Consider the following 23,549-nt stretch of genomic DNA (forward strand, 5'->3'; position numbering starts at 1 on the left):
AGCATGGACGCTGCTTATAAACAGTTAGTACACATTTATGACGAACATACAGCAGATACGCTGCAGCTGCAGGTGCTTGATCCAACATCGAAGTATATTGGCGGGATTATCGATGAGACAGGCATTGCCCGTGTTAATCATCTCAGCACGCCAAACGTTTTGGCTGTATGGGCTTCGGCTATTGTTAATCCAGATTCACGTTACTATCACGATGAGACACTTTTGGCCGCTTTCGACAAAGCAGCGAATTTTATTTTGAACCGTCAACATGCTGACGGAACGATCTCGTTAGGTTCAACTAATTATAATTCCCCTCCAGATACAGCCTTTGTCGTAGGCGGAATTACACAAATTTATCAACTGCTTGAGACGCATGACTGGGCGGCTGTGAAGCCTGCCTCCGCTAAGCTGAGGCTTTTCCTGGAGCGTACGCTCCCTGCGATGCTGACAGGCGGATGTCATACACCGAACCATCGCTGGGTTATTACTGCGGCACTTTCGCTGCTGTATGAGATTTTCCAAATGCCTGAGCTGATAGCCAGAGCGGATGAATGGTTAGCAGAAGGTATGGATATTACACAGGATGGCGAGTGGACGGAGCGCAGCAACGGCATCTATAATGCCGTCAGCGATATTGCGTTATACCATACGGGTCGTGTGCTTAACCGCCCAGAATTATTAGAATGCGTGCGCCGCAATCTGCGCATGATGGTGTATTTGATCCATCCATCCGGCGAGGTGGTAACCGATTATTCGGGTCGCCAGGATTTCGGACAGACGTTTGATATGGCGACCTATTTCCTCATTTATCGTCTAATGGCTGCACATGATAAAGATCCATTGTTCGCTGCGATGTCAGACTATGCAGGTACTTTTATTAAGCGTACGGAAGCGGTGAATAACAATGCTCTCTTGGGCTTATTGCTGTATCCCGAAGTAGATATTTCCGGATTGGAACGCACTCCGCTACCTGATCGTTATGTCAAAATGATAAATGAGCATCACCCCATCAACGAGCATTTGGCGCAAATCGATGGCGTGGGCCACCAAATGAAAATCGAGCACAGCAGCATGCACTTAGCCTTCGGTGCTCCGCTTGTACGCATTCGGGAGCTGGATCAGAGTGTGACGATTATGCCGCAAACGCCGTCATTCTTCTCCCTTCGCCATGGCAAAGTAAGGCTGCTCGGCATTAAGTTGTCTACATCCTTCTCACCTGGGATTGTGAAGTTCGCACATCTAACTGCTGAGGAGGGCGTCTATAAGTTAGGAATCGTATTAGAAAAAGGATATAACGGACCGATTCCGCGCCAATTTCTGCCGGAGTCAGCGGAGAGAGCGACACTCAGTCCTTGGTACTTGCTACCGCATCAGCATAGGCCGATAACACATCTGCAAAAGCTGGAGCTTCAAGCGGAAATTAGGCAAGGAGACGGGGAATGGACGATTCGTATCCTTTCCGATGAGAGAGAGGATGTTTTCACGCAGTTATCCTTTATTTTTGGAGATGAGGGTACGGTTAGCGGCAGTGATCTCGCCCAAGCCGAGGCAGGGAAATATTTCTTGAAAAGTGGCTCTATGAAATATGCGGTGGCTGAAGATGCAATTGAGATTTCAACAGGCGCCTACGAGCATCTGCTGCCAGTGCTTCGTGAAGATCAACATCCAACTGGCTGCAAATACGTCCATGTGAACTTGGTGACGCCGTTCGACCGGACATTTACGGTTCGCCTACTGTAGAAAGGAAGGTCGACATGACGACATATTTTAATGAACAAGAGAGTATACAGTCTCGCTTAGGAGACGATGACAACCGAACATTGAAGGTGCTTGCGGACCGCTACATTGGGGCTAATCCGCCCGTTCCTTTCGCTTTCCGGGCCTTTTACCGATCTGGCGTTTTGCAAAACGAGGATGGGATGTTTGATTTGAATCTGGGGCAGAGATTTCCCGAAGCAAGACCCGGCCAATTTTCGTATGCATTTGGTCTAGTGTGGAGTGATGGTGAACGAAATCTGGATGTGTTGTTCCGCTGTTTGGGGCCGATTGAGTTCTATTTCAATGATGAGCGTGCCTATCGCTCCAACGTAATCGATGAAATTAAGCCAGATGCCAGCGTTAAGCTTAATTTGAACTTTGTGAAAGGCTGGAACCGACTTTTCATCAAAGCTAAGCATACGGCGGCGGGTTTTGGCTGCTTGTTCGGATCGGATGAAGCCAAAGTACGGATTCTGAATGTGCTTACCCCTTTTGAAGAAAGGAGTGGTCAGGCTGGATGGGTCTACTCTGCACCGATTGACAGGGATGTATTCGAGGGTAGTCCGCTGCCAGATGGTTTGGCGTCAGAGAAAGAGCACGGACTGCGCTGGCTGCCGACCTGTGAGTGGAGTGAAGGCGAGCTTGCGAAGCCTGTCTGTGAGCGTTTATTCGGCTTACTACCTGGTAAGCAAGCGTACGCATGGACCAAGCTGGACAAGAGAAGTATAGGCGAGGAGTCCTGCCTGTTGAAGGGTCATACGGCAGGTCCGATAACCGTTTGGCTGGATGGGAAGCAGGTATTGGAGCTTGCGAAAGAAAGCAGCTTTCAGGTGGAGGTGCCGGTTACTTTTGGCAAACATGATCTGTTGATTCGCAGTATTTGTGGAAACAACGCGTGGGGCTTCACGCTGAGTGCCTCTGTTAGGGGAGAGGTTGTCCCTTTAAGCTCTCCTCAGAAGGTTCACGGTTCAGCTGAGTCCTGGTTCTACCTAGGGCCACTGGATTCAAGCGTTGAGCTAGCCTATGAGGATTTGCTCCGAACTGATCGCGTCTATCCTCAGCATTTGGAATCGCACTCCCAGGGGGGGAGCGACAAAACGTATTGGCGATTGGATGGACCTGACGCTTGGCTGCGTCCGTATTACGAGAACGCTATGCTGAGCAATAAATGGACTGTCGGCAACGTTACGAATTATGCCCGCTGGGATTATCCGCTTGGCGTGACCATTTATGGGCTGCTGCAAGCAGGCAGGTTGCTGGAGCGGCCTGATATTATCCGTTATGCCCTAGGACATGTTCAAAGCTGTACAGACATGTTCGAATACTCCTTATGGGACCGAGAGAAGTACGGATTCCCGGCGATCAATCAACAGTTAGTGTTGATGAAAATGCTGGATAATTTCGGATCCTTCGGCTCTGCTATGCTTGAAGCTTTTGAAGAAGTTAAGGATCAGGGTTTCTTGCCGATTGCGTCGCGAATTGCCGACTTCATGCTCGAGCGGCTGGAGCGCAAGGAAGACGGAGCCTTTTACCGGATATGTCAGGATGAGTATTCGGAAAATACGATGTGGGCCGATGACCTCTACATGAGCACCCCGTTCCTGTGCCGCTATGCGGGGATAACCGGCAACAGCAAAGCACTGGATGAAGCAGCGAAGCAATTTCTGTTATTCCGCAAGTATTTGTACATGCCGGATCAGCGCATCATGTCGCATGTATTTGATTTCAAATACGGCTTGGCTACCGGCATTCCTTGGGGCCGTGGGAATGGATGGACACTCTTCTCGCTGACAGAGGTGCTGGAGGTTCTACCCGCAGAGCATGAAGCTCGCCCGGAGTTAGTGCATTTCTTTAACGAGCTGTGCACGGGATATGCCGATCTGCAAGCCGAAAGCGGGCTGTGGCATCAAGTGTTGAACGATCCCGACGCCTATCAGGAAGCTTCGTGTACCGCGATGTTCGCCTATGCCTTTGCGAGAGGCGTGCGATTCGGCTGGCTGGATCAGCCTTATAGGTTCATCCATGCTTCGTTGAAAGCATGGGACGGTTTGACCCGTATGGCCATCGACGCTCAGGGCAATGTGCATGGTGTTTGCAGCGGCTCGCGGTATGCCTTTACCGCTGATTATTACAAAAAGGACCTGCTCACCGTAACGAATGACAACCATGGGGTTGGCATTATGATGCTGGCTGGGACAGAAGTTGTGAAGCTGAAGCGATGGCTGTCGCAGCTGGAGGAGCAGAAGAATTAAGGTTAATTGGGCTGGTTCCGTGGGTTCGAAGCCAGTCCTGCTTACAGTTAGGGACAGATGGGGAGCAGGTGACACATACGTGACAGCTGTAAGCAGTGTGTGGCAAATTAGTCATTTATTGCTCATTCCCCTCGACTTTAAGCGTGTTTTATATCGTTAAGGAGTCAAATTTCTGCGTTCCCTATACGTTAGCGGTGGAAAACATCGTTACAGAGAGAAGATGTGTTTTCTGCACAAGCCAACAGACAAACAAAAAAATCCCGCTCACGCCTAACGGCTGGAGCGGGATTTTCGACAATTAAGTGTTAATCAAGTATTGGTTAACTGTGGCCTTAATCAATTCCAAACGGCCGGATTGATTCACAATGGTGCTGTTGTTCTCAAGCGCATAAGCTTCAAGTGTTTTGAAGTTGGCTTTGCCGGACACGATGTCGGCGCCGATGCCGGACTTGAAGGAAGCATAACGCGTGTCGAGGATGTTATCGAATACGCGGTCTTCGATCAATTTGGCAGCGACTTGCAAGCCGCGTGCGAAAGCGTCCATCCCTGCGATGTGGGCGTAGACAACATCGATAGGCTCGAAGGAAGTACGGCGAACCTTGGCGTCGAAGTTCACGCCGCCGCGGCCGATGCCGCCTTCGTTCAGGAGGATTTCGTACATCGCGAGTGTCGTCGAGTACAAGTCTGTCGGGAACTCGTCGGTATCCCAGCCGAGCAGCAGATCGCCTTGGTTCGCATCGATAGAACCAAGAACGCCGTTGATGCGCGCAACGCGAAGCTCGTGCTCAAAGGTATGACCAGCAAGCGTAGCATGGTTCGCTTCCAGGTTTAATTTGAAATACGGCAGCAAGTCGTATTTTTGCAAGAAAGACAGCGTCGTAGCCGCATCGAAGTCGTATTGGTGTTTGGAAGGCTCTTTTGGCTTAGGCTCGATCAGGAATTGACCGTCGTAGCCGATTTCTTTGGCATAATCAACCGCCATGTGCAGGAAGCGAGCCAGGTTATCAAGCTCCAGGCCGAGGTCCGTGTTCAGCAGAGTCTCGTAGCCTTCGCGTCCGCCCCAGAAAACATAGTTTTCCGAGCCAAGCTCTTTGGCATGATCTAAGGCTTTTTTCACTTGGGCAGCGGCGTAAGCAAAAACGTCTGCATTATTCGTCGTAGCAGCACCATGAACGAAGCGCGGGTTAGTGAACATATTAGCTGTATTCCAAAGCAGCTTCTTGCCGCTGGATGTCATTTTATCCTTAATTAGCGCAACGATTTCGTCGAGGTTCTTGTTCGTTTCTTGCAGCGTGCTGCCCTCAGGCGCAATATCGCGGTCATGGAAAGCGAAGTAATCAACGTCCAGAATGTTCAGCAGCTCAAAGCAAGCTTCAACGCGAGCTTTGGCCAACTCAAGGCCGGAATATTGATCCCAAGCGCGGATCGCCGTGCCACTGCCAAAAGGGTCAGAGCCATTAGCGGAAAAAGAGTGCCAGTAAGCGATTGCAAAACGCAGATGTTCACGCATAGGTTTGCCTAAAATAACTTGATCGGGATTATAAAATTTAAAAGAAAGCGGGTTCGTCGATGTGCGGCCTTCGTACTTAATCGGTTGAATGTTGTCAAAGTAGCTCATGAATTCAGCCTCCATAAATTAAGGAATAATTGCTTATGCAGTCATCATAGCACCAAATGAATAGTTTGTAAATTCATTAAACAAACTTAGTTAATGCGTGAAAATGTCTTTCATGTTAAAATCAGTTCATTAGAAAAAGAGCGACAAGCCATTAGAGCAGTGTGGGGGCAAAACATGAAGCAAACAGGCGATTTAAATCTCGTTAAAAAAATAAATAAATCCATCGTACTACACCATATTCGCACGAATTCTCCCATATCCCGGGCACGGATTGCAGAAATTACAGGGCTGACGAAGGCGACGGTGTCGAGTCTTGTTAATGAATTGATCGAGAGCAGCGTCGTCGAAGAGATCGGTGTTGGTGAATCAAGCGGCGGTCGGAAGCCGATGATGCTGCTTTTTAATGGGACAGCGGGTTATGCCATCGGGGTAGATCTTGGGGTTAATGATATTCTCGCGGTGCTGACAGATTTAAGCGGTAAGATCATCCGCGAAGTAAGAGTGCAGCATGACAATGCATCTGTCGAAAAGGTCGTCCAGTTGTTGAAAACGACCATCCGCGGGCTGATCGAAGGCGCGCCGGAGAGCGTCTACGGTATTATTGGAATCGGCATTGGAGTACCGGGTATTTGTGATGAGAGCGGCAATCTGCTGTTCGCGCCGAATCTGGGCTGGGAGAACGTGCCTTTGAAGCAGCAAATCGAGGAGACGTTCAATATTCCGGTTGTTATTGATAACGAAGCGAACGCAGGAGCTGTGGGGGAGAAACAGTTCGGAGCCGGTAAAGACACGGCGAATCTGGTGTATGTGTCGATCGGCATCGGGATCGGTGCCGGGATCATCATTAAGGGCGATCTGTACCGCGGAGCGACCGGCTTCTCTGGTGAGATCGGGCACATCTCGATCCAGCACGACGGGCCCAAGTGCAGCTGCGGCAGCTTAGGCTGTTGGGAGCTGTATGCGTCGGAGCACGCGCTCCTCACGCAGGCGCGCCGCGAGCTTAACGATGACACGGTGGATCTGGAGGCTTTGCTGAGCAAAGCCGAAGCCGGAGATCCTAAAGTGATCGCGCTTTTTGAGCGCCTTGGTTATTATCTCGGCGTAGGCGTAGTTAATATTATCAACGGATACAATCCCGAATATATTATTCTCGGCGGCCGCTTAGCAAGCAGTGAGAGATGGCTGATGAAACCGCTGCTGGCCTTGCTAGAGAAGCGTTCCCTGCCGCATCCGCGCAAGCAGCTGAAAGTGGCGTTCAGCGAGCTGAGCGATCGGTCGACTGTACTTGGGGCGGCATCTTTTGCGGTGGCCACCTTTTTCGTGGAGACAACGGTTTCGGTAGATCGGAACTGAGATGATGGGGATTCCTTCCATGTGATTGACCGAAGGATGGTCACTTTTGTACAATGAGAAAAGTGCCAAAAATTCGAGAACAAAGGACTGGAACCAACGATGTTTCTACGTTCACTAGTGATGTGCGGCTACCTCATGGGGGCTTACTGGGCATCCTATCATTTCCCATCAATGAAGATGGTGTTTTATCCGACACTTGGGGCATTTTGCTTTCTTTTTATGCACCGGGTGGACCAAATTAAGGACATTGGGCGCATCACGATAGGTGCTATCATAGCAGTGACTCTCGGCAGTACTATGTATGCGATAAGCCACGGCGCCATATCATTTTTCATAACAGCTATACTTACCATCTTTCTCATTCAGTGGTTCAAATGGAACGCGGCCCCGATTCTGTCCGTTTCGTTCATTCCCTATTTTGCTCATTCAGTCTCATTCTGGGCTTTGCCTGCAGCCGTCTTCGTTTCTTTACTAGGGCTGGTGGGGTCGATTTGGCTCATTGGCAAGGTCGAGCAGTTGAATTGGTTTGCCAGATTGACAATGGCACTTTCGCCGCTTCGCACGAAGCTGGAGCCGTTAAAAAAAGAGCTATAGTTGGTTACCAGCTAGCTAGCAAATATAAACAAAAAGCGATCAGCAGGTGAATGCTGTCGTTTTTTTTACAACATATAAGAAATTGAGCTTGGGGTAAGCGGAGCTTACCCCTTTTTTAGTCATATAAGAAAGAATAAGTTTTGGGCTGGAGCGAACTTTAACGAGAAGGAGTATACCTGCAATTGTACATGCTTTTTTTCTTTAAATAGCTCTTATTCGTAAATTCCTGCAAATGTGCAGGCTTTTTCGGTCTTTTTTAATTTCACGATGGAAAAGCTGAAAATCCCTGATATTAGCAGGCTTTTCCACTTCTGAAACGATTTTAGCAAAATACCTGCACTTTCGCAGTTATTTTAGGCGTTGAAGAATAGTTCTCCTTGAACTTGGTGAAGCCTTAGGGGATTCAGCTCAGCTGCTAAAACGCTAAAATCTCCTTGTGCACCGACACCCTATTCATAAAAAGGAGAATATAAATGAAACTGCACAAAGGAGAAATCCTATTCCGTCAAGGAGACACGGGGCCACTGTACCGGCTTCAAACTGGCCTGTTGAAAATTGTCCGTGCTCATGAGGACGGGAATACGACGCTTGTGAATATCATTGTGCCAGGCGAGACGATTCCCCATCATTCGCTCATTAGTCCAAGCCCTTACTACGGTACGGCGATAGCGCTTGTCACTTGTGACATTGAGGTGCTACCTGCTGCGCAGTGGTACGAAGAGCTGGAGCGCACCCCGGAGCATTTCCGCACGATTGCACGACAATTACAGGATAAGCTGCGCATGATGCAGCAGCGTATTGACCAACTGACCGAAGTGACGCCCGCAGTCAAACTGATGAAGCTCGAAAGCTGGTTTGGGCACTATCTGGGAACGTCGAAACTTACAGACGTGCTAACGCAGGAGGAAATCGGTCAGTTCATCGGGCTTCGCCGGGAGACCGTGAATCGTCTACTGAGGGAGAATGTAAGACCTTAATTTATGAGAAACCAGATCGCTCATTCGTTTACAGGGTGCCCGCAGGACCAAAAAATTCATAGTGGCGGTCCGTATCGGGAACACCCCATTCACGGAGTGCTTGATTCACTGTTTTCATAAACGGTACGGGTCCGCAGAAATAGAAGCTAGCATCCACAGTCGGTACAATGCTTTGGAGCCATGGCAAATCGATATATCCTTCTTTATGAAAAGCTTGCTCGGCTGCGTCGGCTTCCGTCGGTTGCTGATAGCACCAAGCAACAGCCACTTGCGGATGCTGCATGGCGAGTTCTTCAACTTCCTTACGCAGCGCGTGGTGCTGACCGTTCTGAGCGGCATGGATGAAGGTAACCTGACGATTCGGCGACGTGGTTGTAAGAGTATGAAGCATGCTGACCATTGGCGTCAGCCCAACACCGCCGCTGATAAGGACAACAGGCCGAGTATCCTTTTGATCCAGTGTAAAATCGCCAGCAGGCGCGGACAACCACAGCACATCGCCCTCTTGCACCTGATTGTGAAGATAGACCGAAGCTTTGCCCGCAGGAATAGCAGGATTGTTGTCCTCCCGTTTAACGGAGATGCGGTAGTAAGGCTTCCCGGGTGCATGCGAGAGGCTGTATTGCCGAATATGAGTGTGATCTTCCCCTGGAATCTGAATTCGAATACTTACATACTGCCCTGGTTCAAATGCTGCGAGTGCGCCCCCATCTTGAGGTGCCAGGTAGAAGGAAGTGATGACGTCGCTTTCTTTGTTTTTGCGTTCAACTCGGAACGGTCTGAAATCCTTCCAGCCTCCCGGTTGCTGCGCAGACGTATCATACATCTCGGCTTCAATACTGATAAAAGCATCCGCTATGACCCCATAGGCTTCAGCCCAAGCTTGAAGAATTTCGTCGGTTGCTGCATCGCCAAGAACTTCTTTGATGGCTGCAAGCAAATGTTGACCGACAATTGGATAATGCTCTGCCTTGACGCCTAGGCTGCGATGCTTATGGGCAATTTGTTTCACAGCAGGCAAAATGGCTTCAAGCCGATCAATATGCAGGGCTGCCGCATACACGGCGTTGGCTAACGCGGTTTGCTGCCGGCCTTGTTTTTGATTCGCATGATTAAATATATTCAACAGCTCGGGATGTTCTGTGAACAATCGATCATAGAAACGTTTGGTTATCGTTACACCGTGAACTTCCAGTACGGGAACTGTGGATTTAATAACTCGGATGGTTTGCTCAGTTAACATTAAGGACCGCCTCACTTCAAACTAGATTATCTTGATGCCTTAAGTATAGTGAAAAATAGAAGTGAGCCTATGTGATTATAATCACAGGGAATAGCAACAATCTGTGTCGTAGGCATGATGCGGAATTCGCGGTATACTGGATAAAATAAACAAATACAGGAGTACTTATCGATGCCTGATTGGTCTTATCACGCGATATTTCGTCCGCTGCTATTTCGATTGCCGGGGCGCATAGCCCGGAACCTGACCCTTCATGCCATAGGTGGATTAAGCCGTGTCCCAGGCGGAACGTTGGTGATCAAAACGATGGGTCACATGGAACTGTCGCCGATCCTCGAGGATGAGCTGGCGGGGGTGCCGATTCAGTGTCCCATCGGCCTAAGCGGCACGCTTGATCCGCACGGGACCGCGCACAAGGCGCTGGCCCAGTTCGGGTTCGGCTTCATCGAGATCGGACCTGTGACGGTCCGAGAAGTGCGCAGTGACGCGCCGATCGAGCGCGACTCGGCCGTGGAGGCCATCGAGTACCCCGATGGCTATGTCAATGACGGCGCGGACGCGATCGTCGCGCGCCTGCGCAAGGGCACGGGGCATCGCTTGCCGCACTTCGTGCGGCTGCGGCCGATGCCGGGCAGTTCGCCGCGCGAGGCGCTGCTCGAGCAGCAGGAGCTGCTCTCGAAGCTGGCGCCGTACGCGGCGGGGTTCTACATCGATGGCCTCGCCGAAGGCTGGCCATCGCATGAAGCCATAGCGTACCTCCGTGAGGTACGCCAACTAGCAGCGGCTCAGGGGAAGCCGCTGCTGCTCTACCTGCCGCAGCCAACTCCCCTCGGGATGCTGCGGGAACTCATCGACACCGCCGCAAGCTTCAGCGGTGTCGTTGTCGGCGAAGCGCTGCGCGAGCCGGGCACCCGCCGCGAACGCGTCGGCGGCGGTGCGGAGGCGCTGGGCGCGCAGCTGAGCCAGGTCCGGCTGCTCCGCGAGTCGCTCGGCGAGCAGAGCACGATTGTCGCTGCCGGCGGCGTTCATCAGCCGCAGGACGCACTGGAGCTGTTGGCAGCCGGAGCGAATAGCGTCCAGCTGCACAGCGGGCTGGTGTACGCGGGGCCAGGGCTGCCCAAGCGAGTCAACGAAGCGATCATTCATGATCGCATTAAGCAAACCGCTGAGCCCCAGCCGCCTTCGTTCTGGGCCAATTGGGGCTGGATGAGCCTGCTGGGTATTGGCATGATCATTGGTGGCGTACTCGCATGGCTTATTGCGTCCACAAGTGTCCTCTTGCCTTACGACGAAACTTTTCTTGGCGTGAGCCGAAGTGTCATAAACCGTTTTAATGGGCATATTATACATTTCATGTCCCACGACCGCATTACGTTAGCAGGAACGATGATTTCGATAGGTATCTTTTATTATCAACTGGCTCGACATGGCCTGCGAAGCGGGCTGCACTGGGCGCGAACGGCCGTAATGACTTCATGTGCCGTAGGTTTCAGCAGCTTTTTCCTTTATCTCGGTTATGGTTATTTTGATCCTCTTCATGCCGCAGCAGCGGCCGTGCTTCTGCCGATGCTGCTGCTCACTTTGCGCGGCTTGAAAGATCATCCCTCCCGGAAAAAGCCAGGCATGCTGAATGATTCTGTTTGGCGCAGAGCGCAGTGGGGGCAATGCTGCTTCGTTATACTCGGATTTGGGTTAGCCATCGGAGGCTTGACGATATCTTTCGTCGGTATCACGACCGTGTTCGTACCGACAGATTTAGCCTATCTGGGCCTGACATCCCAGCAGCTTGCTGATTGGAACAATCACATCATTCCGCTCATTGCGCATGACCGGGCAGGATTTGGCGGAGCGCTCTTTTCACTTGCGGTAGCGATTACAGCCTCTGCTTTATGGGGGATCAACCAAGGCGAAAGCTGGTTGTGGTGGACGTTTCTGTGGGGCGGTCTTCCCGGTTTTGCTGCCGGGTTGCTGGTGCATGTTCACATTGGCTACATGGACTTCGTTCATTTACTTCCTGTTTATATAGCGGCCCTTTTATATGTGGTTGGGTTGTACCTCATGTATCCGTTTTTAGTGGGCAGAGCGAGCGGGAGGGTAATGTCTGTTTCACGTAACGAACACTATTAACATGAGGGGCAGGTGGGTTGGTGGAGAAATTAGCCATTATTTCAGATATCCATGGTAATATGCCTGCATTCGAAGCGGTTATGAAGGATATTCAGCATCGACATGTTACAGAGGTCATTTGTCTGGGGGATTTAGTAGGGAAGGGTCCGCATTCGGATCTCATCGTTGATCACGTGCGAGAAGTTTGCCAAACGGTCATTATGGGAAACTGGGATGATTTCATCGGTAATCCTACCGAAGATCCGGTGTTACTTTGGCAGCAAACTAGGCTTGGACGCGAACGGTTGACTTATTTGAAAGGGCTGCCTTTTTGCTATGAGTTTTGGATGAGCGGGAAGTTCGTGCGGTTATTCCATGCCTCGCCAAGAAGTGTTTATGAACGTATTCAGCCATGGGACCCGATGGAAAGCAGAATGTCGATGTTCGAGTCCTCGAACTTGTGCGGGGAGCCTTTGCAAGCTGATGTGGCAGGCTATGGGGATGTTCACAACGCGTATTTGCAGGTTCTTAGGGGGAAAATGCTTTTCAACACAGGTAGTGTAGGGAATCCGCTAGATATGACACAAGCTTCCTATGTCATTCTTGAGGGGAATTACCACAGCAAACAGCCCGCAGCGTTCAATCTGCAGCATGTGAGAGTGCCTTATGACATTGAACTCGCTGTCCAACATGCGAAAGATGAACGGATGCCGGATTCGGACGCCTATATCTTGGAATTGCGGACGGGTCAATATCGCGGGAAAAAGACGAAAGAGTAATAAAAAAAGCAAAGCTAAGCTAAACTAAGCTAAGCTAAGTAGACTTTAAACAGTTTACTTAGCTTTTAGTGATTCTATCTATAGCCAAGAGGAAGTACAATGCGCAAATATCGGCATTTTTGAGCCTTAGGGGAACATGGATGCGTCATTTTTCCATTTTGGACTGAAACGCGGTTCTCAAAGTGGAAATAACGCACTGAGGTTCCGCTAGGATAGCCTTTTAGCCATTTTCGAGCAAAATAACGCATCGACGTTCCCTTTCGCGAGGTTTGAGAATCCTCGGAAGGAAACCAACTCTCGATTCCGCCATGGCCTAGGAAGACAACTGATCGATAACAAAGGGGCTGTCTTAAAAGTATACGCATGATTGAGAACGTCCCGAATTTTACGCAAAAGAACCTCCAATTCCACTAGCATAGTGGGGGATGGAGGTTCTTTATAGCCGATTTAGCCTGTGAAACATATCAATATCTATCTCGCGTACAAATATAGCCTTCGTCTTGGTCATAATATATCTACATTGTGATCGGGAATGAATAGGCAAGCTAGATGTGCTAATTCCTTCTAACTATCATGGTAACTCATGAGATAAGACCACAGATTGTGCTAATGTTCTACAAATACATGACTTTCTGGGCGCATTAGCGATCAATAAGCAAACATAGCTTGCTTAAGTATCCATAACAAGAGCTATTCGAACAAATAAGCAGCTTCGGTTGCCCTATTTTCCATATCGAACGCGTTAAACGGATCCTCAGGCACAGAATTGGGGATATGGATTCACTCCCGAGTACGGAAAATGGGGCTGTCTCAAAAATGTTCGTATGATAGAGAACGTCCCAAATATTACAAAAGAACCTCCATTCAACTAGCACAGTAGGAGATGGAGGTTCTTTTGTTTATGAAATTAGACTCTTAGTGGGGCTTGAAAATAATAAATTGGCTTTTGAGACAGCCCCTTCTTCAAGTCAAGCTTAGAACGTTTTAGCTAATGCCTGCGCACGGCTAATCGCTTCCTCTTTAATTTGCGGAGCTTTGTCCGGTGTCTGAGCCATTCCCTCAACAAAAATCCCCTGAAAATCCGTAATACCGAAGAAAGACATGATGACACTTAAATAACGATGTCCCATTTCCATAGCGGCAGCAGGTCCTTCCGAATAAACACCGCCGCTTGCTTGGATATGCAGCGCTTTTTTGTCTGGTAATAAGCCTACAGGGCCCGTTTCTGTGTACTTAAACGTCTTGCCAGCGATACAAATAGCATCGATATAAGCTTTCATTAGCGGTGGGAAAGAAAAGTTCCACATTGGCGTAACGAACACATATTTATCCGCTGCTACAAACTGATCCGTTATTTCGCCGAGTCGACCTACTTTTGTTTGTTCTTCCTTGCTCAAATCTGAGAATTGTTGGCCGCCTCGTAATTTTCCCCACCCGCTGAATACGTCAGCATCAATGTGAGGCACTTGCATACTGTACAAGTCCAGTTGGATGACTTCATCATTAGGGTTGGCTTCCCGATAGGTATCAATAAAGGCTTTGCCAACAGCCATACTGAATGATGTTTGGTGATCATGAGGATGTGCTGTGATGTGTAAAACAGTTGCCAATGTGATCCGTCCTTTCATTTGGTTGCATGGTAAAGCGAGTAAAGCCATATATAATGTTCATTAAAAGCAAACAAAATATGCAGGGCAGAACAAATTGATTTTAACGATTGCTAAATTTGTAAACCTATGTACATTGAGCCTAAGCTCCTTTTGGTATATGATGAAAGACGGTGCAATTGACATCAATTTGTGCCCTTCATATGGCTGCCAACAAATTTATATATAAAGTGAGATGGATGAGATGAAACCTAAGGATTTACACTATAGAATGCCAGCAGAGTGGACAACACACGAACGTACATTTATTTCATGGCCCGTTCAATCTTCGATGGTTTACCCGGAGGATCATGCGGTTGTATCCAAAGGTTATGCAGATTTGGCCAAGGCAATTGCTGAGTTCGAGCCAGTGACGGTAATCGTGAACCCGGCGGATGCTGAGGATGTAAAGGCAATGTTCGACGAAAAAAACGTTGATTTTCTCATTATTCCGCATAACGATGCATGGTTCCGTGATAACGGTCCAACGTTCTTGTTAAATGAACAGCAGGAAATCGCAGCTGTGAATTGGAAATTCAACGCATGGGGCGGCAAATATGCGCCGTGGGATCTTGATGATAACGTAGCTCCCCAAATTTTGGAGCATCACGAAGTGAAACGTTTTGACGCTCCACTCGTAATGGAAGGTGGCTCCATTCATGTAGATGGAGAAGGTACGCTTTTGACCACCGAGGAATGTCTCTTGAATACGAACCGCAATCCAGATCTAAGCCGTGAACAAATCGAAGAGCTTGTGAAAAGCTTCGTCAACGTCGAAAAAATGATCTGGCTGAATAAAGGGCTGGACGGCGATGAAACGGACGGTCATGTCGACAATATTGCTTGCTTCGCTGCTCCAGGCAAAATCATTTTGCAGGTCTGCAATGATCCAGCGGATGCAAACTATGCGATTACACAGGAGAATTTAGAAATTCTGCGCAATGCGACCGATGCTAAGGGACGTTCTTTTGAAATTATTCAGATCGAGCAGCCACCTCTAACGTTCTTTGAAGAGCAGCGTCTGACGCTGAGCTATTTGAACTTTTATTTCGTAAACGACGGCATTATTTTGCCGGTGTTCGGCGGAACTGCGGAAGAGACGGATCGTAAGGCGGTAGAGGTGCTAAGCGCAGCTTTCCCGGATCGCAGAATTCGCACAATTAACGGCATGTCCATTATCAAAGAAGGCGGCAACGTCCACTGCACGACGCAACAAATGCCAGCCAGCAAGAAAGGGTGATTCCATTGAGAAAAGTCTCCGTAGCAGCAACGCAAATGAGCTGTTCCACTAATATAGAAGAAAACATTCGCAAAGCAGAGGCCTTGGTTCGCCAAGCAGCCGCGAAGGGCGCTCAAATTATTTTGATCCAAGAGTTGTTTGAGACACCGTATTTCTGCCAAAAAGAGAAGTCCGATTACTACCATTACGCAACGGAGCTGGAGAATAACAAAGCGATCAATCATTTCCGTGAAATTGCCAAAGAGCTTCAGGTCGTACTGCCGATTAGCTTTTATGAGAAAAAGAATTACGCTCGCTACAACTCGTTAGCTGTCATCGACGCTGATGGCGAAGTGCTTGGCCTTTATCGCAAAAGTCATATTCCTGATGGCCCGGGATATGAAGAAAAGTTCTATTTTAACCCTGGTGATACCGGGTTCAAGGTTTGGAAAACACGCTATGCCAAAATCGGCGTAGGCGTATGTTGGGATCAATGGTACCCGGAAGCCGCAAGGGTTATGGCTTTGATGGGTGCAGAGCTGCTGTTCTACCCAACCGCTATCGGCTCCGAGCCGCAGGATGGTTCAATCGATTCCAAGGATCACTGGCAAATGTGTATGCGCGGCCACGCTGCGTCGAACTTGATGCCGGTTATCGCGTCGAATCGGATCGGGAAAGAAGTAGATGAGGAATCCAGCATCAACTTCTATGGTTCGTCTTTCATCGCAGGCCCGCAGGGTAACATGATTGAGGAAGCCGGCCGTGATGAGGAAACGGTGCTTGTAGCCGAATTCGACCTCGATCAGCTCGAAGTTCAGCGTATCGAGTGGGGCATTTTCCGCGACCGTCGTCCGGATCTATACAAGAAAATTGCTACGTATGATGGTGAGCAGGTACTGTAATCAAGATGCTCATTCCGTTATTGAAAGGAATTTTACTGGGGCTCTCGATCGCTGCACCGGTCGGGCCCATCGGTATTTTATGTATCCGAAGAACGATCACATTAGGTAGATTGCACGGCTTTTTGTCGGGGTTGGGTGCTGCATCGGCGGACGCTTTCTACGGCTTTATCGCCGGTTTCGGTCTTACGCTGATAACCAGCTTCCTGCTAGACCAAAAGTCGCTGCTGCAAGCGGTAGGCGGCTTGTTCCTCTGTTATTTGGGCGTACGGACCTTCCGCTCTAAGCCTTCTGCCAATGCAGCCAAAGCCTCAGGCAATACACTTTTCAGATCATACCTCTCCACACTAATGCTAACCATTACGAATCCGATGACCATTATGTCTTTTCTTGGCGCTTTTGCTGGTTTAGGAATGGGCGATTCACAGACAGGCATTGCTTCAGCAGTTGTCCTGGTGATCGGCGTATTCGTAGGCTCCGCCTTATGGTGGCTTGCGCTAAGTCTCGTAATTGGGATGTTTCGGGATCGTATTCATGTGTCGGCTTTAGGATGGATTAACCGAATATCCGGTGTTATTTTAAGCGTGTTTGGCTTGGTAGCCATCATAGGGCTGCTCCTTGGGGAGTAGCTCTTTTTTTTGTTTAGCATTTGTGAAACTCGGAAGCAGCAAAAGGAACTACGATGCGATGCGCTATTTATCAAAATAGCCAACATTTTGAGAGCAAGGGGAACATGGTCACTCTCCGGACTAGTTCTTTTTCTTTATGGACGTCTTGCAATAGGACGCACTTCTGTGACAAAATCAGCATAGATTCACTAGGTGAAGGAGCAAGCGTAGAACCGTGAGTTTCTTGGCCTTGCGGAGAGCACACTAATAAAATAACAACATGGATTATCAGCCTTGGAGTGCTTTATTTTTGTTGAATATGGGTTATATATTTAAAAATGATTGGAGTGATCGCACGATGAACTCTTCCAAATATCAGAAATATTTCTCAACCGACGGCTTCTGGTGGAAATTAAAAAAGGGCGCCAAAAAGGCAGGCGTCAAAGTTCTTTACAGCGGACTGCTGCTCTTCTATGCCTTAGAAAGTCCGAAAACGCCGATAAGAGCTAAAGTTCAAATTTATGGCGCGCTGGGTTATCTCATTCTGCCGCTGGATCTTGTGCCGGATTTGCTGCCTATTGTTGGGTATGTGGATGATTTAAGTGCACTGGGGTTTGCTTTGGCAGCTGTCGCAAAGAGTATCGATGACGATGTAAAGCGCAAAGCGAAGAGTAAGCTGAGGGATTTTCTCGGTGAAGATGTGATGAGCAGCAAGGATGTTATCGACATCGATGGGCAGCTTGTGGAGGAGAAGGAAAAGGAAGCTGAGAGTGATGAGCAAGGTGCAAAATAGGGGGCTTTGATTGACTTCTTGGGCCGTCGGGCGACTACATGCATAAAGTGCATGAAATCATCGTTATCCTCTGTTTTGAAGTAGTAATGATGCATTTTGTGCATCAAATCTCCGCATTTTAGCCCAAAACGAGGAGTGATCGACGAATTTGCTGCACTTTTGCTCTTCTGTCAAGAAAGTGGACACTTCTTTAGTTAAGCTGCGTTCTGGTAGTACAACTTTTCGAAGCGTAACGGAGACATGTAACCAATCGTGCTGTTAGATCGTTTCCGGTTGTAAAAGATTTCGAGGTATCGGAACAACTTCTCCTGCGCTTCTTGCTTCGTCTTAAATTTGGGTTTGCTATAGATACACTCACGTTTTAAGATGCTGTGAAAAGCCTCAATACAAGCATTGTCATAACAGTTGCCCTTACGACTCATGCTTGGCTTCATACCGTAGCTTGCTAACTGCTCACGGTACTCCTTTGAGGCATACTGGGAGCCGCGATCAGAATGATGGATAAGACCTTTGCCTGGCTTCTTAGAGGCGTATGCCTGATTTAGCGCATCCATTACCAAGTCAGTCGTCATTCGATCGCTAAGTTTCCATCCAACGATTTGTTTCGTGTGCAGATCCATGATGCTAGCCAGATAGAGCCTCCCTTGACGGCAAGGAATGTAGGTTATGTCAGCTACCCACTTTTCATTTGGTTTCGTTGCTTTAAAGTCTTGCTCAAGGATATTGGGAGCAATGGGCTGATCGTGATTAGAATCTGTCGTAGTGACCCTGAACTTCCGCGCCATACACGAACGTAATCCATGTTCGCGCATAATAAGACCCACCGTACGTTCCGCTACGGTCCAGCCTTCTTTCACAAGTTCTTTGAATATCCTCGGGCTGCCATAAGTTTCATCCGAATCATGAAAATGCCACTTAATGCGTTTAGTTAGTTCCTCTTTGCGCTTGTTACGCTCGGACACAACAACAGTTTTCCATTTGTAATAGCCGCTCCTAGACACTTGTAGCACGTCACACATCTTCTCCAATCGAAACTCGGAGCGATGATCCTCGATGAATTGGAACCTTAGTTCTTTTCTTTGCTGAAGATGTGCAGCGCCTTTTTTAAAATAGCGAGTTCCTCTTGGAGATCTTGATTTTGGCGTTCTTTCTCCTGATACTCCAGATCTTTTTCACGTAACTGTTGCTCAAGCTGGCGCACTCTTTCCGGAGTAATTACTGACTCCGTCTGAAATTCGTCACGGTATGTAGCTTTCCAGTTGTGCAGAACACCCGCAGATATCCCGAGCTCTTCGGACATCTGCGGCATTGATTTACCTTGCTCTAAGATGTACTTCACTGTCTGCTTCTTAAATTCTTCACTATAACGATTTCGTTCCATCCCGGACACCTCTCCCTCTTATTGATATTATCTTAGTTTCACTTAAGAGATGTCCACTTTTAATTCTAGGTGCATTTTTGCATGATCTCGCCTGAAAATCCCGATATACAGTAAATTATGCTGCACTTTTTGCATCAACGATGCATCGGGTATTGCCTGCAATCCGACTCTCGCGGTCAGATGAGAAAGAGCAAGCTACTCTAAGTAATCTAAACGCCAAAAAGAGTTACTATAGACGATAACTTCCAAATGACAAAAGACACCCTAAGGTGTCTTTTTCACTGTAGTTTGCGTCTAACAAGAAATCGTCCACCCGTAAGAATCCTCGATCCTTCCATATTGAATCCCAGTAATCGTATCGTAAAGCCGACGAACCAGATCACCAATGTTACCTTGATTAATCATCATAGGCGTGCCGTTCCACAAGAGACTGCCAATAGGGGACACGACGGCAGCCGTGCCGGTACCGAAGGCCTCTTCCAGGGTTCCGTCCTCATAGGCAAGAACAAGGTCATTGATCGAAACTTTCCGCTCGGTAACCGGAATGCCCCACTCCTTGAGCAGGTGAATGATGCTTTTTCGCGTGATGCCATCCAGAATACTGCCACTAAGGCTTGGGGTCACAACTTCCCCGTTAATTTTGAAGAAGACATTCATACTGCCTGCTTCTTCTATATAAATCTTCTCGATGGCATCGAGCCAGAGCACTTGAGCGCAGTTGTGTTCTTTGGCGAGGGCTTGTGCTTTGAGTGTTGCAGCGTAATTGCCAGCTGTTTTGGCATTGCCTGTGCCACCTTGAACGGCCCTGGCATAATGGCTTTCTATTAAAAGGTTGATGGGCTGAAGTCCTTCTTCATAGTAGGAGTCTACCGGCGACATAATGATTACGAACGAATAGCGCGATGAGGCACGCACGCCTAAGCCAGCTTCGGTAGCTATCACAAAAGGACGAATATATAAAGAGGATCCCTTCTTTCTCGGCACCCACTCGGCATCCACACGAACGAGGGTTCGAATGGCGTCCACGACGAAATTCTCATCCATTTGAGGCATTTGCAGTCGGTCGGAGGATCGGTTTAGTCGCTGGGCATTTTGGTCAGGGCGAAATAAAACGATCTCATCCTTTTCCGTACGAAAAGCCTTTAAACCCTCGAACACGGCTTGCCCATAATGAAAAACCATCGCGGAAGGATCATGGGAAATGGGCCCATAAGGGATAATACGCGGATCATGCCAACCCTTTCCTTCTTCGAAATCCATCATAAACATATGATCGGTAAAATGACGCCCAAACCCTAGGTCCTCTTCAAAACTTGGCTTTGTTTTACTACTCAGATTGCATTCGATTCGAATCTGTCCATACATGGCCATCAACCACCTTTTTCGATATGTTTTACCTGTTATCGTTACTATAGATAAATAACTATCATTGATCAATTGCGAATAATCAATTACCATCATAGTTAATAACTATGATCGGAGGCATACCAAGATGGAGCATCGGTTATTGGAATACTTTTTAGCGGTATGCGAAGAACTTCACTTCACGAAGGCAGCGGAAAAGCTTGGCATCAGCCAACCCACACTCAGCCAACAAATTCGTCTGTTGGAGCATCGGGTAGGATCACCCCTTTTTCAGCGGATCGGAAAAAAGATTTACGTCACAGAGGCAGGTGAAATCCTTCATAAGCACAGCAGGAACATGTTCCATGAGTTGGATCAAGCGCAGGCAGCTATTAATGAGATCCGAGGCATGCAGCGGGGACGGCTGCGTATTGGCTGCTCCGGCAATCATTTGCTCACTGAAACGATTATTGCCTTCCATGCCCTTTACCCGAAAATCGAGCTCTCTGTGACGGAACTAGCTACCGAGGAGACGAAGGAGCGCCTGCTGAGCAACCAGCTTGACATGGGTGTTGTTTTTCTGCTTGATGAAGATGAACAGTTTCATTATATCCCGTTGTACAAGGAACAGCTGCGGCTTGTTATTTCGGACGAGCATCCGCTTGCCCAGGCGAAAGCCATTCGTTTGGCGGACTTGGCTCAGCTTCCGGTCGCTATGCTCCAGAACAAGTTTTATGTTCGGCAAATGATGGATGATTGCTGTGAGCAGTCGGGTTTTGCATGGAAGCCGGCGATAGAACTCTCGACTCTGGAGTCACTGCTTCAGATGGCCAAAAACAATGTAGGCGGAGCCATTTTGCCGGGGTCGTATGTGGACGGTATTCGCAGCGGCGGCATTCGGAGCATACCAATCATAGATCCCATTCCCCAGAAGGATGTCGGTATTGTTTATCGTAAGGATATGTTCCTATGTAAGACGATGGATATGTTTATGAAGCAGTTGATGCAGCAGTTTGCGGCTACAGGAAGGATCACAGTGAGCGGGAATTGAAAGACTTTAGACATAAGACAAAACAGATTAGGCATTTAACATGTAAAATGAGGGATGATGTATGGAACATATATACGTATACGCCTGCCACGAAGACGAGCAGGCGCTGTGCCAGTTAGAGCTGCGCACCTTACTGGGCGCAGAGACAGTGCTTGGCGCGCGCTACGCCGTTAGCGCGCGCCAAGTGGAGCCGAGCCGCAGCCCGTTTTTGAAGCTGCGGCTGGATGTTTTGTTCGAGGCCGGCAGCTTGCCGGAGCTGGCCTCGATGGTCGAGACGTTGACCGTGCAGGGGTCAACGTTCAAGGTTGCGTTCGCGGAGACGGAGGCTGCGGTCAGTAAGGACCGCCAGCGCGAGGTCGCTCGCGAAATAGGCCGGCATCTTCGCGGCAAAGCCGAGATGCGACGGCCGGAGCAATGGTTCGCCGTGACGGAGCTGGGAGCAAGGTGGTTGTTCGGCCGCTGCAGATACGGCGAAGCCGTGTGGCTTCAGCATCAGCAGAAGCCACAGAACTACTCCACCGCCCTGAGTACGCGCGTAGCGCGGGCGGTGGTGAACATTGCCGTGCCCATTGTTGCGGGCACGAAAGCCATTGACCCGTGCTGCGGCATCGGCACGGTGCTGGTGGAGGCGATGTCGATGGGGATCGACATCGTGGGCTGCGACATCAACCCGCTGGCGGTGCGCGGCGCGCGGGTGAATCTCGAGCACTTCGGCATGCCGAACGTGGTGAGCATCGCGGACATGCGGACCTTAGGCTTGGTAGGTGAACAGGTTTCGTCATCGACTAGCCTCGGAGGCATAGTCGAGCAGGTGACACTGTCACCGACCAGCCCGCAGGTCCGCTATGATGCGCTCATCCTAGACATGCCGTACAATCTCTGCTCGAAGCTGCCCGAGGATGAGCAGCTTCAAATGCTCCAAAGCGCCCGCCGATTAGCAAAGCGCGCGGTTATCGTTACGACGGAGCAGATCGATCCGCTCATCGTCCAAGCGGGATTTCGCATTGCAGAGCGCTGCACCGTCAACAAAGGCAGCTTCAGCAGACAAATTATCGTCTGCGTTTAGCACTAATAAAGCATTTTACCCAGCGGTCCATCTTCAGCGATAATATCCTGAATGGCATACACCGAAATAGGAAAATACAAAAATCCATAGACATAAGCGGCCAGCTCATACACTTGAAAATAAATGACTAAAGCCTTATCGGCAATATAAAAATCCTGATCTGGTTTAATGCCATTAAATTCTACCAACAAAGGAATATCCCGCGATTTAAGCTCAGCTTTAATGATGGCACTAAGCTTGGCAACATAATCGCTGCCAGGCTTAAACAGGTCCTTGAGCGCATAGGCTTTGCCCGTTTCCGTGTTGAAAGTCAGTGCGTTCTGGATCGTTAGTCCATGGGCTCCTCCCGAGAAAGCATAATTCCATAAAGTCAAACTCAGAATACCTCGTTCATTCGTCTTTAACTCATAGTGAGCAGTCACGTCTGTCTGCGGATTTTGCGGATAGCCTTGCTCGCGAAGCTGCTTATTAACGGCATTAACAATCGCTGTATTCATGGCAAGCTCGGCCGAGTAAGGCAGGTGCTTCTCAACAGCCGGGTACAGCAGATTCAATTTATCACGAAGCACTTTATACGTCTTTATACTAACGGGTTGATCCAATCCGTCCATTTTCATCATCCATCCCTACGTTTTTGCTACAATTTATTCCGCGGGTGGGCGTTTGGTTCAGCGTTCTTGGGAATGCTTCCGAATAAGAGTCTCGAAAGGCTTCTATTACTTACCAAGGTGGAGTAAAGAAGTAGAAGGCTAGACGAATAGGTTGAACAAGTGTAGAGAAGTGAAGTAGCTAAAGCACTCTAAGTCTTTAAATAAGCAGCAGGGTTCACTCGATTCATCAACCTATTATTCTTTAATACAAA

General features: G+C 48.8%; 21 protein-coding genes. 13 read left to right on the top strand and 8 right to left on the bottom strand.

The annotated features are described in order from the left end of the window. Positions 1–3 precede the first annotated feature (3 nt). On the top strand, positions 4–1,740 hold the full coding sequence (locus tag NYR53_RS02210; RefSeq protein ID WP_261306248.1) for a prenyltransferase/squalene oxidase repeat-containing protein: 1,737 nt from the start codon (positions 4–6) through the stop codon (positions 1,738–1,740). Positions 1,741–1,754: 14 nt separating this feature from the next. Then, positions 1,755–4,010, top strand: a complete 2,256-nt coding sequence (locus NYR53_RS02215; protein WP_261303735.1) for a glycoside hydrolase family 88/105 protein — start codon at positions 1,755–1,757, stop codon at positions 4,008–4,010. Positions 4,011–4,308: 298 nt separating this feature from the next. On the opposite strand, the gene xylA is transcribed toward NYR53_RS02215, so the two are convergent. Further along, positions 4,309–5,628, bottom strand: a complete 1,320-nt coding sequence (gene xylA, locus NYR53_RS02220) for a xylose isomerase (RefSeq protein ID WP_261303736.1) — start codon at positions 5,626–5,628, stop codon at positions 4,309–4,311. A gap of 93 nt (positions 5,629–5,721) precedes the next feature. Between xylA and NYR53_RS02225 the strand changes: the two genes are divergently transcribed. The 3 genes from NYR53_RS02225 (at position 5,722) to NYR53_RS02235 (ending at position 8,552) form a co-directional block, all read left to right on the top strand. After that, a complete protein-coding gene (locus tag NYR53_RS02225) occupies positions 5,722–6,981 on the top strand; it encodes an ROK family protein (protein ID WP_367618611.1) in 1,260 nt (419 codons plus the stop codon). Positions 6,982–7,080: 99 nt separating this feature from the next. After that, the gene (locus NYR53_RS02230; protein ID WP_261303737.1) at positions 7,081–7,575 is read left to right on the top strand and encodes a hypothetical protein; all 495 of its coding nucleotides are present in this window, start codon (positions 7,081–7,083) and stop codon (positions 7,573–7,575) included. A gap of 473 nt (positions 7,576–8,048) precedes the next feature. After that, positions 8,049–8,552 (top strand): Crp/Fnr family transcriptional regulator, encoded by a 504-nt coding sequence (locus NYR53_RS02235; RefSeq protein WP_261303738.1) that lies wholly within the window; start codon positions 8,049–8,051, stop codon positions 8,550–8,552. 28 nt (positions 8,553–8,580) lie between these two features. Here NYR53_RS02235 and hmpA read toward each other — a convergent pair whose 3' ends face one another. Continuing rightward, positions 8,581–9,795, bottom strand: a complete 1,215-nt coding sequence (hmpA, locus tag NYR53_RS02240; RefSeq protein WP_261303739.1) for an NO-inducible flavohemoprotein — start codon at positions 9,793–9,795, stop codon at positions 8,581–8,583. A 541-nt stretch (positions 9,796–10,336) separates the two neighbouring features. After that, positions 10,337–10,618, bottom strand: coding sequence for a hypothetical protein (locus NYR53_RS02245; RefSeq protein WP_261303740.1), 282 nt, complete (start codon positions 10,616–10,618; stop codon positions 10,337–10,339). 11 nt (positions 10,619–10,629) lie between these two features. Here NYR53_RS02245 and NYR53_RS02250 point away from each other — a divergent pair, with 11 nt between their 5' ends. Together NYR53_RS02250 and NYR53_RS02255 are read left to right on the top strand one after the other, a co-directional pair. Next, a complete protein-coding gene (locus NYR53_RS02250) occupies positions 10,630–11,922 on the top strand; it encodes a hypothetical protein (RefSeq protein ID WP_261303741.1) in 1,293 nt (430 codons plus the stop codon). A gap of 20 nt (positions 11,923–11,942) precedes the next feature. Continuing rightward, positions 11,943–12,680, top strand: a complete 738-nt coding sequence (locus tag NYR53_RS02255) for a metallophosphoesterase family protein (protein ID WP_261306250.1) — start codon at positions 11,943–11,945, stop codon at positions 12,678–12,680. Between the two features lie 974 nt (positions 12,681–13,654). Here the strand turns inward: NYR53_RS02255 and NYR53_RS02260 are convergent. Next, positions 13,655–14,290 carry an FMN-dependent NADH-azoreductase gene (locus NYR53_RS02260; protein ID WP_261303742.1) on the bottom strand — a complete coding sequence of 212 codons (636 nt, stop codon included), beginning with the start codon at positions 14,288–14,290 and terminating at the stop codon, positions 13,655–13,657. Positions 14,291–14,531: 241 nt separating this feature from the next. Between NYR53_RS02260 and NYR53_RS02265 the strand changes: the two genes are divergently transcribed. The 4 genes from NYR53_RS02265 (at position 14,532) to NYR53_RS02280 (ending at position 17,845) form a co-directional block, all read left to right on the top strand. Further along, positions 14,532–15,566: an agmatine deiminase family protein gene (locus NYR53_RS02265; RefSeq protein WP_261303743.1), complete on the top strand. Its 1,035-nt coding sequence runs from the start codon at positions 14,532–14,534 to the stop codon at positions 15,564–15,566. A 5-nt stretch (positions 15,567–15,571) separates the two neighbouring features. Beyond that, positions 15,572–16,447: an N-carbamoylputrescine amidase gene (aguB, locus tag NYR53_RS02270; RefSeq protein ID WP_261303744.1), complete on the top strand. Its 876-nt coding sequence runs from the start codon at positions 15,572–15,574 to the stop codon at positions 16,445–16,447. 5 nt (positions 16,448–16,452) lie between these two features. Then, positions 16,453–17,073 (top strand): LysE/ArgO family amino acid transporter, encoded by a 621-nt coding sequence (locus tag NYR53_RS02275; protein ID WP_261303745.1) that lies wholly within the window; start codon positions 16,453–16,455, stop codon positions 17,071–17,073. Positions 17,074–17,410: 337 nt separating this feature from the next. Then, complete coding sequence (locus NYR53_RS02280) at positions 17,411–17,845, top strand: YkvA family protein (RefSeq protein WP_261303746.1); 435 nt, start codon at positions 17,411–17,413, stop codon at positions 17,843–17,845. Positions 17,846–18,039: 194 nt separating this feature from the next. Here the strand turns inward: NYR53_RS02280 and NYR53_RS02285 are convergent, their stop codons facing one another. From NYR53_RS02285 to NYR53_RS02295, 3 genes are all read right to left on the bottom strand, one after another. Continuing rightward, positions 18,040–18,900, bottom strand: a complete 861-nt coding sequence (locus tag NYR53_RS02285) for an IS3 family transposase (RefSeq protein ID WP_261306251.1) — start codon at positions 18,898–18,900, stop codon at positions 18,040–18,042. A gap of 11 nt (positions 18,901–18,911) precedes the next feature. Beyond that, complete coding sequence (locus NYR53_RS02290) at positions 18,912–19,226, bottom strand: transposase (protein ID WP_261300801.1); 315 nt, start codon at positions 19,224–19,226, stop codon at positions 18,912–18,914. Positions 19,227–19,520: 294 nt separating this feature from the next. After that, positions 19,521–20,591 (bottom strand): branched-chain amino acid aminotransferase, encoded by a 1,071-nt coding sequence (locus tag NYR53_RS02295; RefSeq protein WP_261303747.1) that lies wholly within the window; start codon positions 20,589–20,591, stop codon positions 19,521–19,523. A gap of 127 nt (positions 20,592–20,718) precedes the next feature. On the opposite strand from NYR53_RS02295, the gene NYR53_RS02300 reads away from it, so the two are divergent. Both NYR53_RS02300 and NYR53_RS02305 read left to right on the top strand, forming a co-directional pair. Continuing rightward, the gene (locus NYR53_RS02300; protein ID WP_261303748.1) at positions 20,719–21,621 is read left to right on the top strand and encodes a LysR family transcriptional regulator; all 903 of its coding nucleotides are present in this window, start codon (positions 20,719–20,721) and stop codon (positions 21,619–21,621) included. A 61-nt stretch (positions 21,622–21,682) separates the two neighbouring features. Further along, positions 21,683–22,687: a TRM11 family SAM-dependent methyltransferase gene (locus NYR53_RS02305; RefSeq protein WP_261303749.1), complete on the top strand. Its 1,005-nt coding sequence runs from the start codon at positions 21,683–21,685 to the stop codon at positions 22,685–22,687. Positions 22,688–22,689: 2 nt separating this feature from the next. On the opposite strand, the gene NYR53_RS02310 is transcribed toward NYR53_RS02305, so the two are convergent. Then, positions 22,690–23,298, bottom strand: a complete 609-nt coding sequence (locus tag NYR53_RS02310; protein WP_437180157.1) for a DUF3298 and DUF4163 domain-containing protein — start codon at positions 23,296–23,298, stop codon at positions 22,690–22,692. Between the last annotated feature and the right edge of the window lie 251 nt (positions 23,299–23,549).

The sequence above is a fragment of the Paenibacillus andongensis genome, from assembly GCF_025369935.1.
GTDB classification, from domain to species: Bacteria; Bacillota; Bacilli; order Paenibacillales; family NBRC-103111; genus Paenibacillus_E; species Paenibacillus_E andongensis.

Bases quoted from the DNA above. Each gene is read 5' to 3' on its own strand.
- NYR53_RS02210 (WP_261306248.1), top strand. From the start codon at position 4: ATGGACGCTGCTTATAAACAGTTAGTACACATTTATGACGAACATACA.
- NYR53_RS02215 (WP_261303735.1), top strand. From the start codon at position 1,755: ATGACGACATATTTTAATGAACAAGAGAGTATACAGTCTCGCTTAGGA.
- xylA (WP_261303736.1), bottom strand. From the start codon at position 5,628: ATGAGCTACTTTGACAACATTCAACCGATTAAGTACGAAGGCCGCACA.
- NYR53_RS02225 (WP_367618611.1), top strand. From the start codon at position 5,722: ATGCGTGAAAATGTCTTTCATGTTAAAATCAGTTCATTAGAAAAAGAG.
- NYR53_RS02230 (WP_261303737.1), top strand. From the start codon at position 7,081: ATGTTTCTACGTTCACTAGTGATGTGCGGCTACCTCATGGGGGCTTAC.
- NYR53_RS02235 (WP_261303738.1), top strand. From the start codon at position 8,049: ATGAAACTGCACAAAGGAGAAATCCTATTCCGTCAAGGAGACACGGGG.
- hmpA (WP_261303739.1), bottom strand. From the start codon at position 9,795: ATGTTAACTGAGCAAACCATCCGAGTTATTAAATCCACAGTTCCCGTA.
- NYR53_RS02250 (WP_261303741.1), top strand. From the start codon at position 10,630: ATGCTGCGGGAACTCATCGACACCGCCGCAAGCTTCAGCGGTGTCGTT.
- NYR53_RS02265 (WP_261303743.1), top strand. From the start codon at position 14,532: ATGAAACCTAAGGATTTACACTATAGAATGCCAGCAGAGTGGACAACA.
- NYR53_RS02275 (WP_261303745.1), top strand. From the start codon at position 16,453: ATGCTCATTCCGTTATTGAAAGGAATTTTACTGGGGCTCTCGATCGCT.
- NYR53_RS02280 (WP_261303746.1), top strand. From the start codon at position 17,411: ATGAACTCTTCCAAATATCAGAAATATTTCTCAACCGACGGCTTCTGG.
- NYR53_RS02290 (WP_261300801.1), bottom strand. From the start codon at position 19,226: ATGGAACGAAATCGTTATAGTGAAGAATTTAAGAAGCAGACAGTGAAG.
- NYR53_RS02295 (WP_261303747.1), bottom strand. From the start codon at position 20,591: ATGTATGGACAGATTCGAATCGAATGCAATCTGAGTAGTAAAACAAAG.
- NYR53_RS02300 (WP_261303748.1), top strand. From the start codon at position 20,719: ATGGAGCATCGGTTATTGGAATACTTTTTAGCGGTATGCGAAGAACTT.
- NYR53_RS02305 (WP_261303749.1), top strand. From the start codon at position 21,683: ATGGAACATATATACGTATACGCCTGCCACGAAGACGAGCAGGCGCTG.
- NYR53_RS02310 (WP_437180157.1), bottom strand. From the start codon at position 23,298: ATGGACGGATTGGATCAACCCGTTAGTATAAAGACGTATAAAGTGCTT.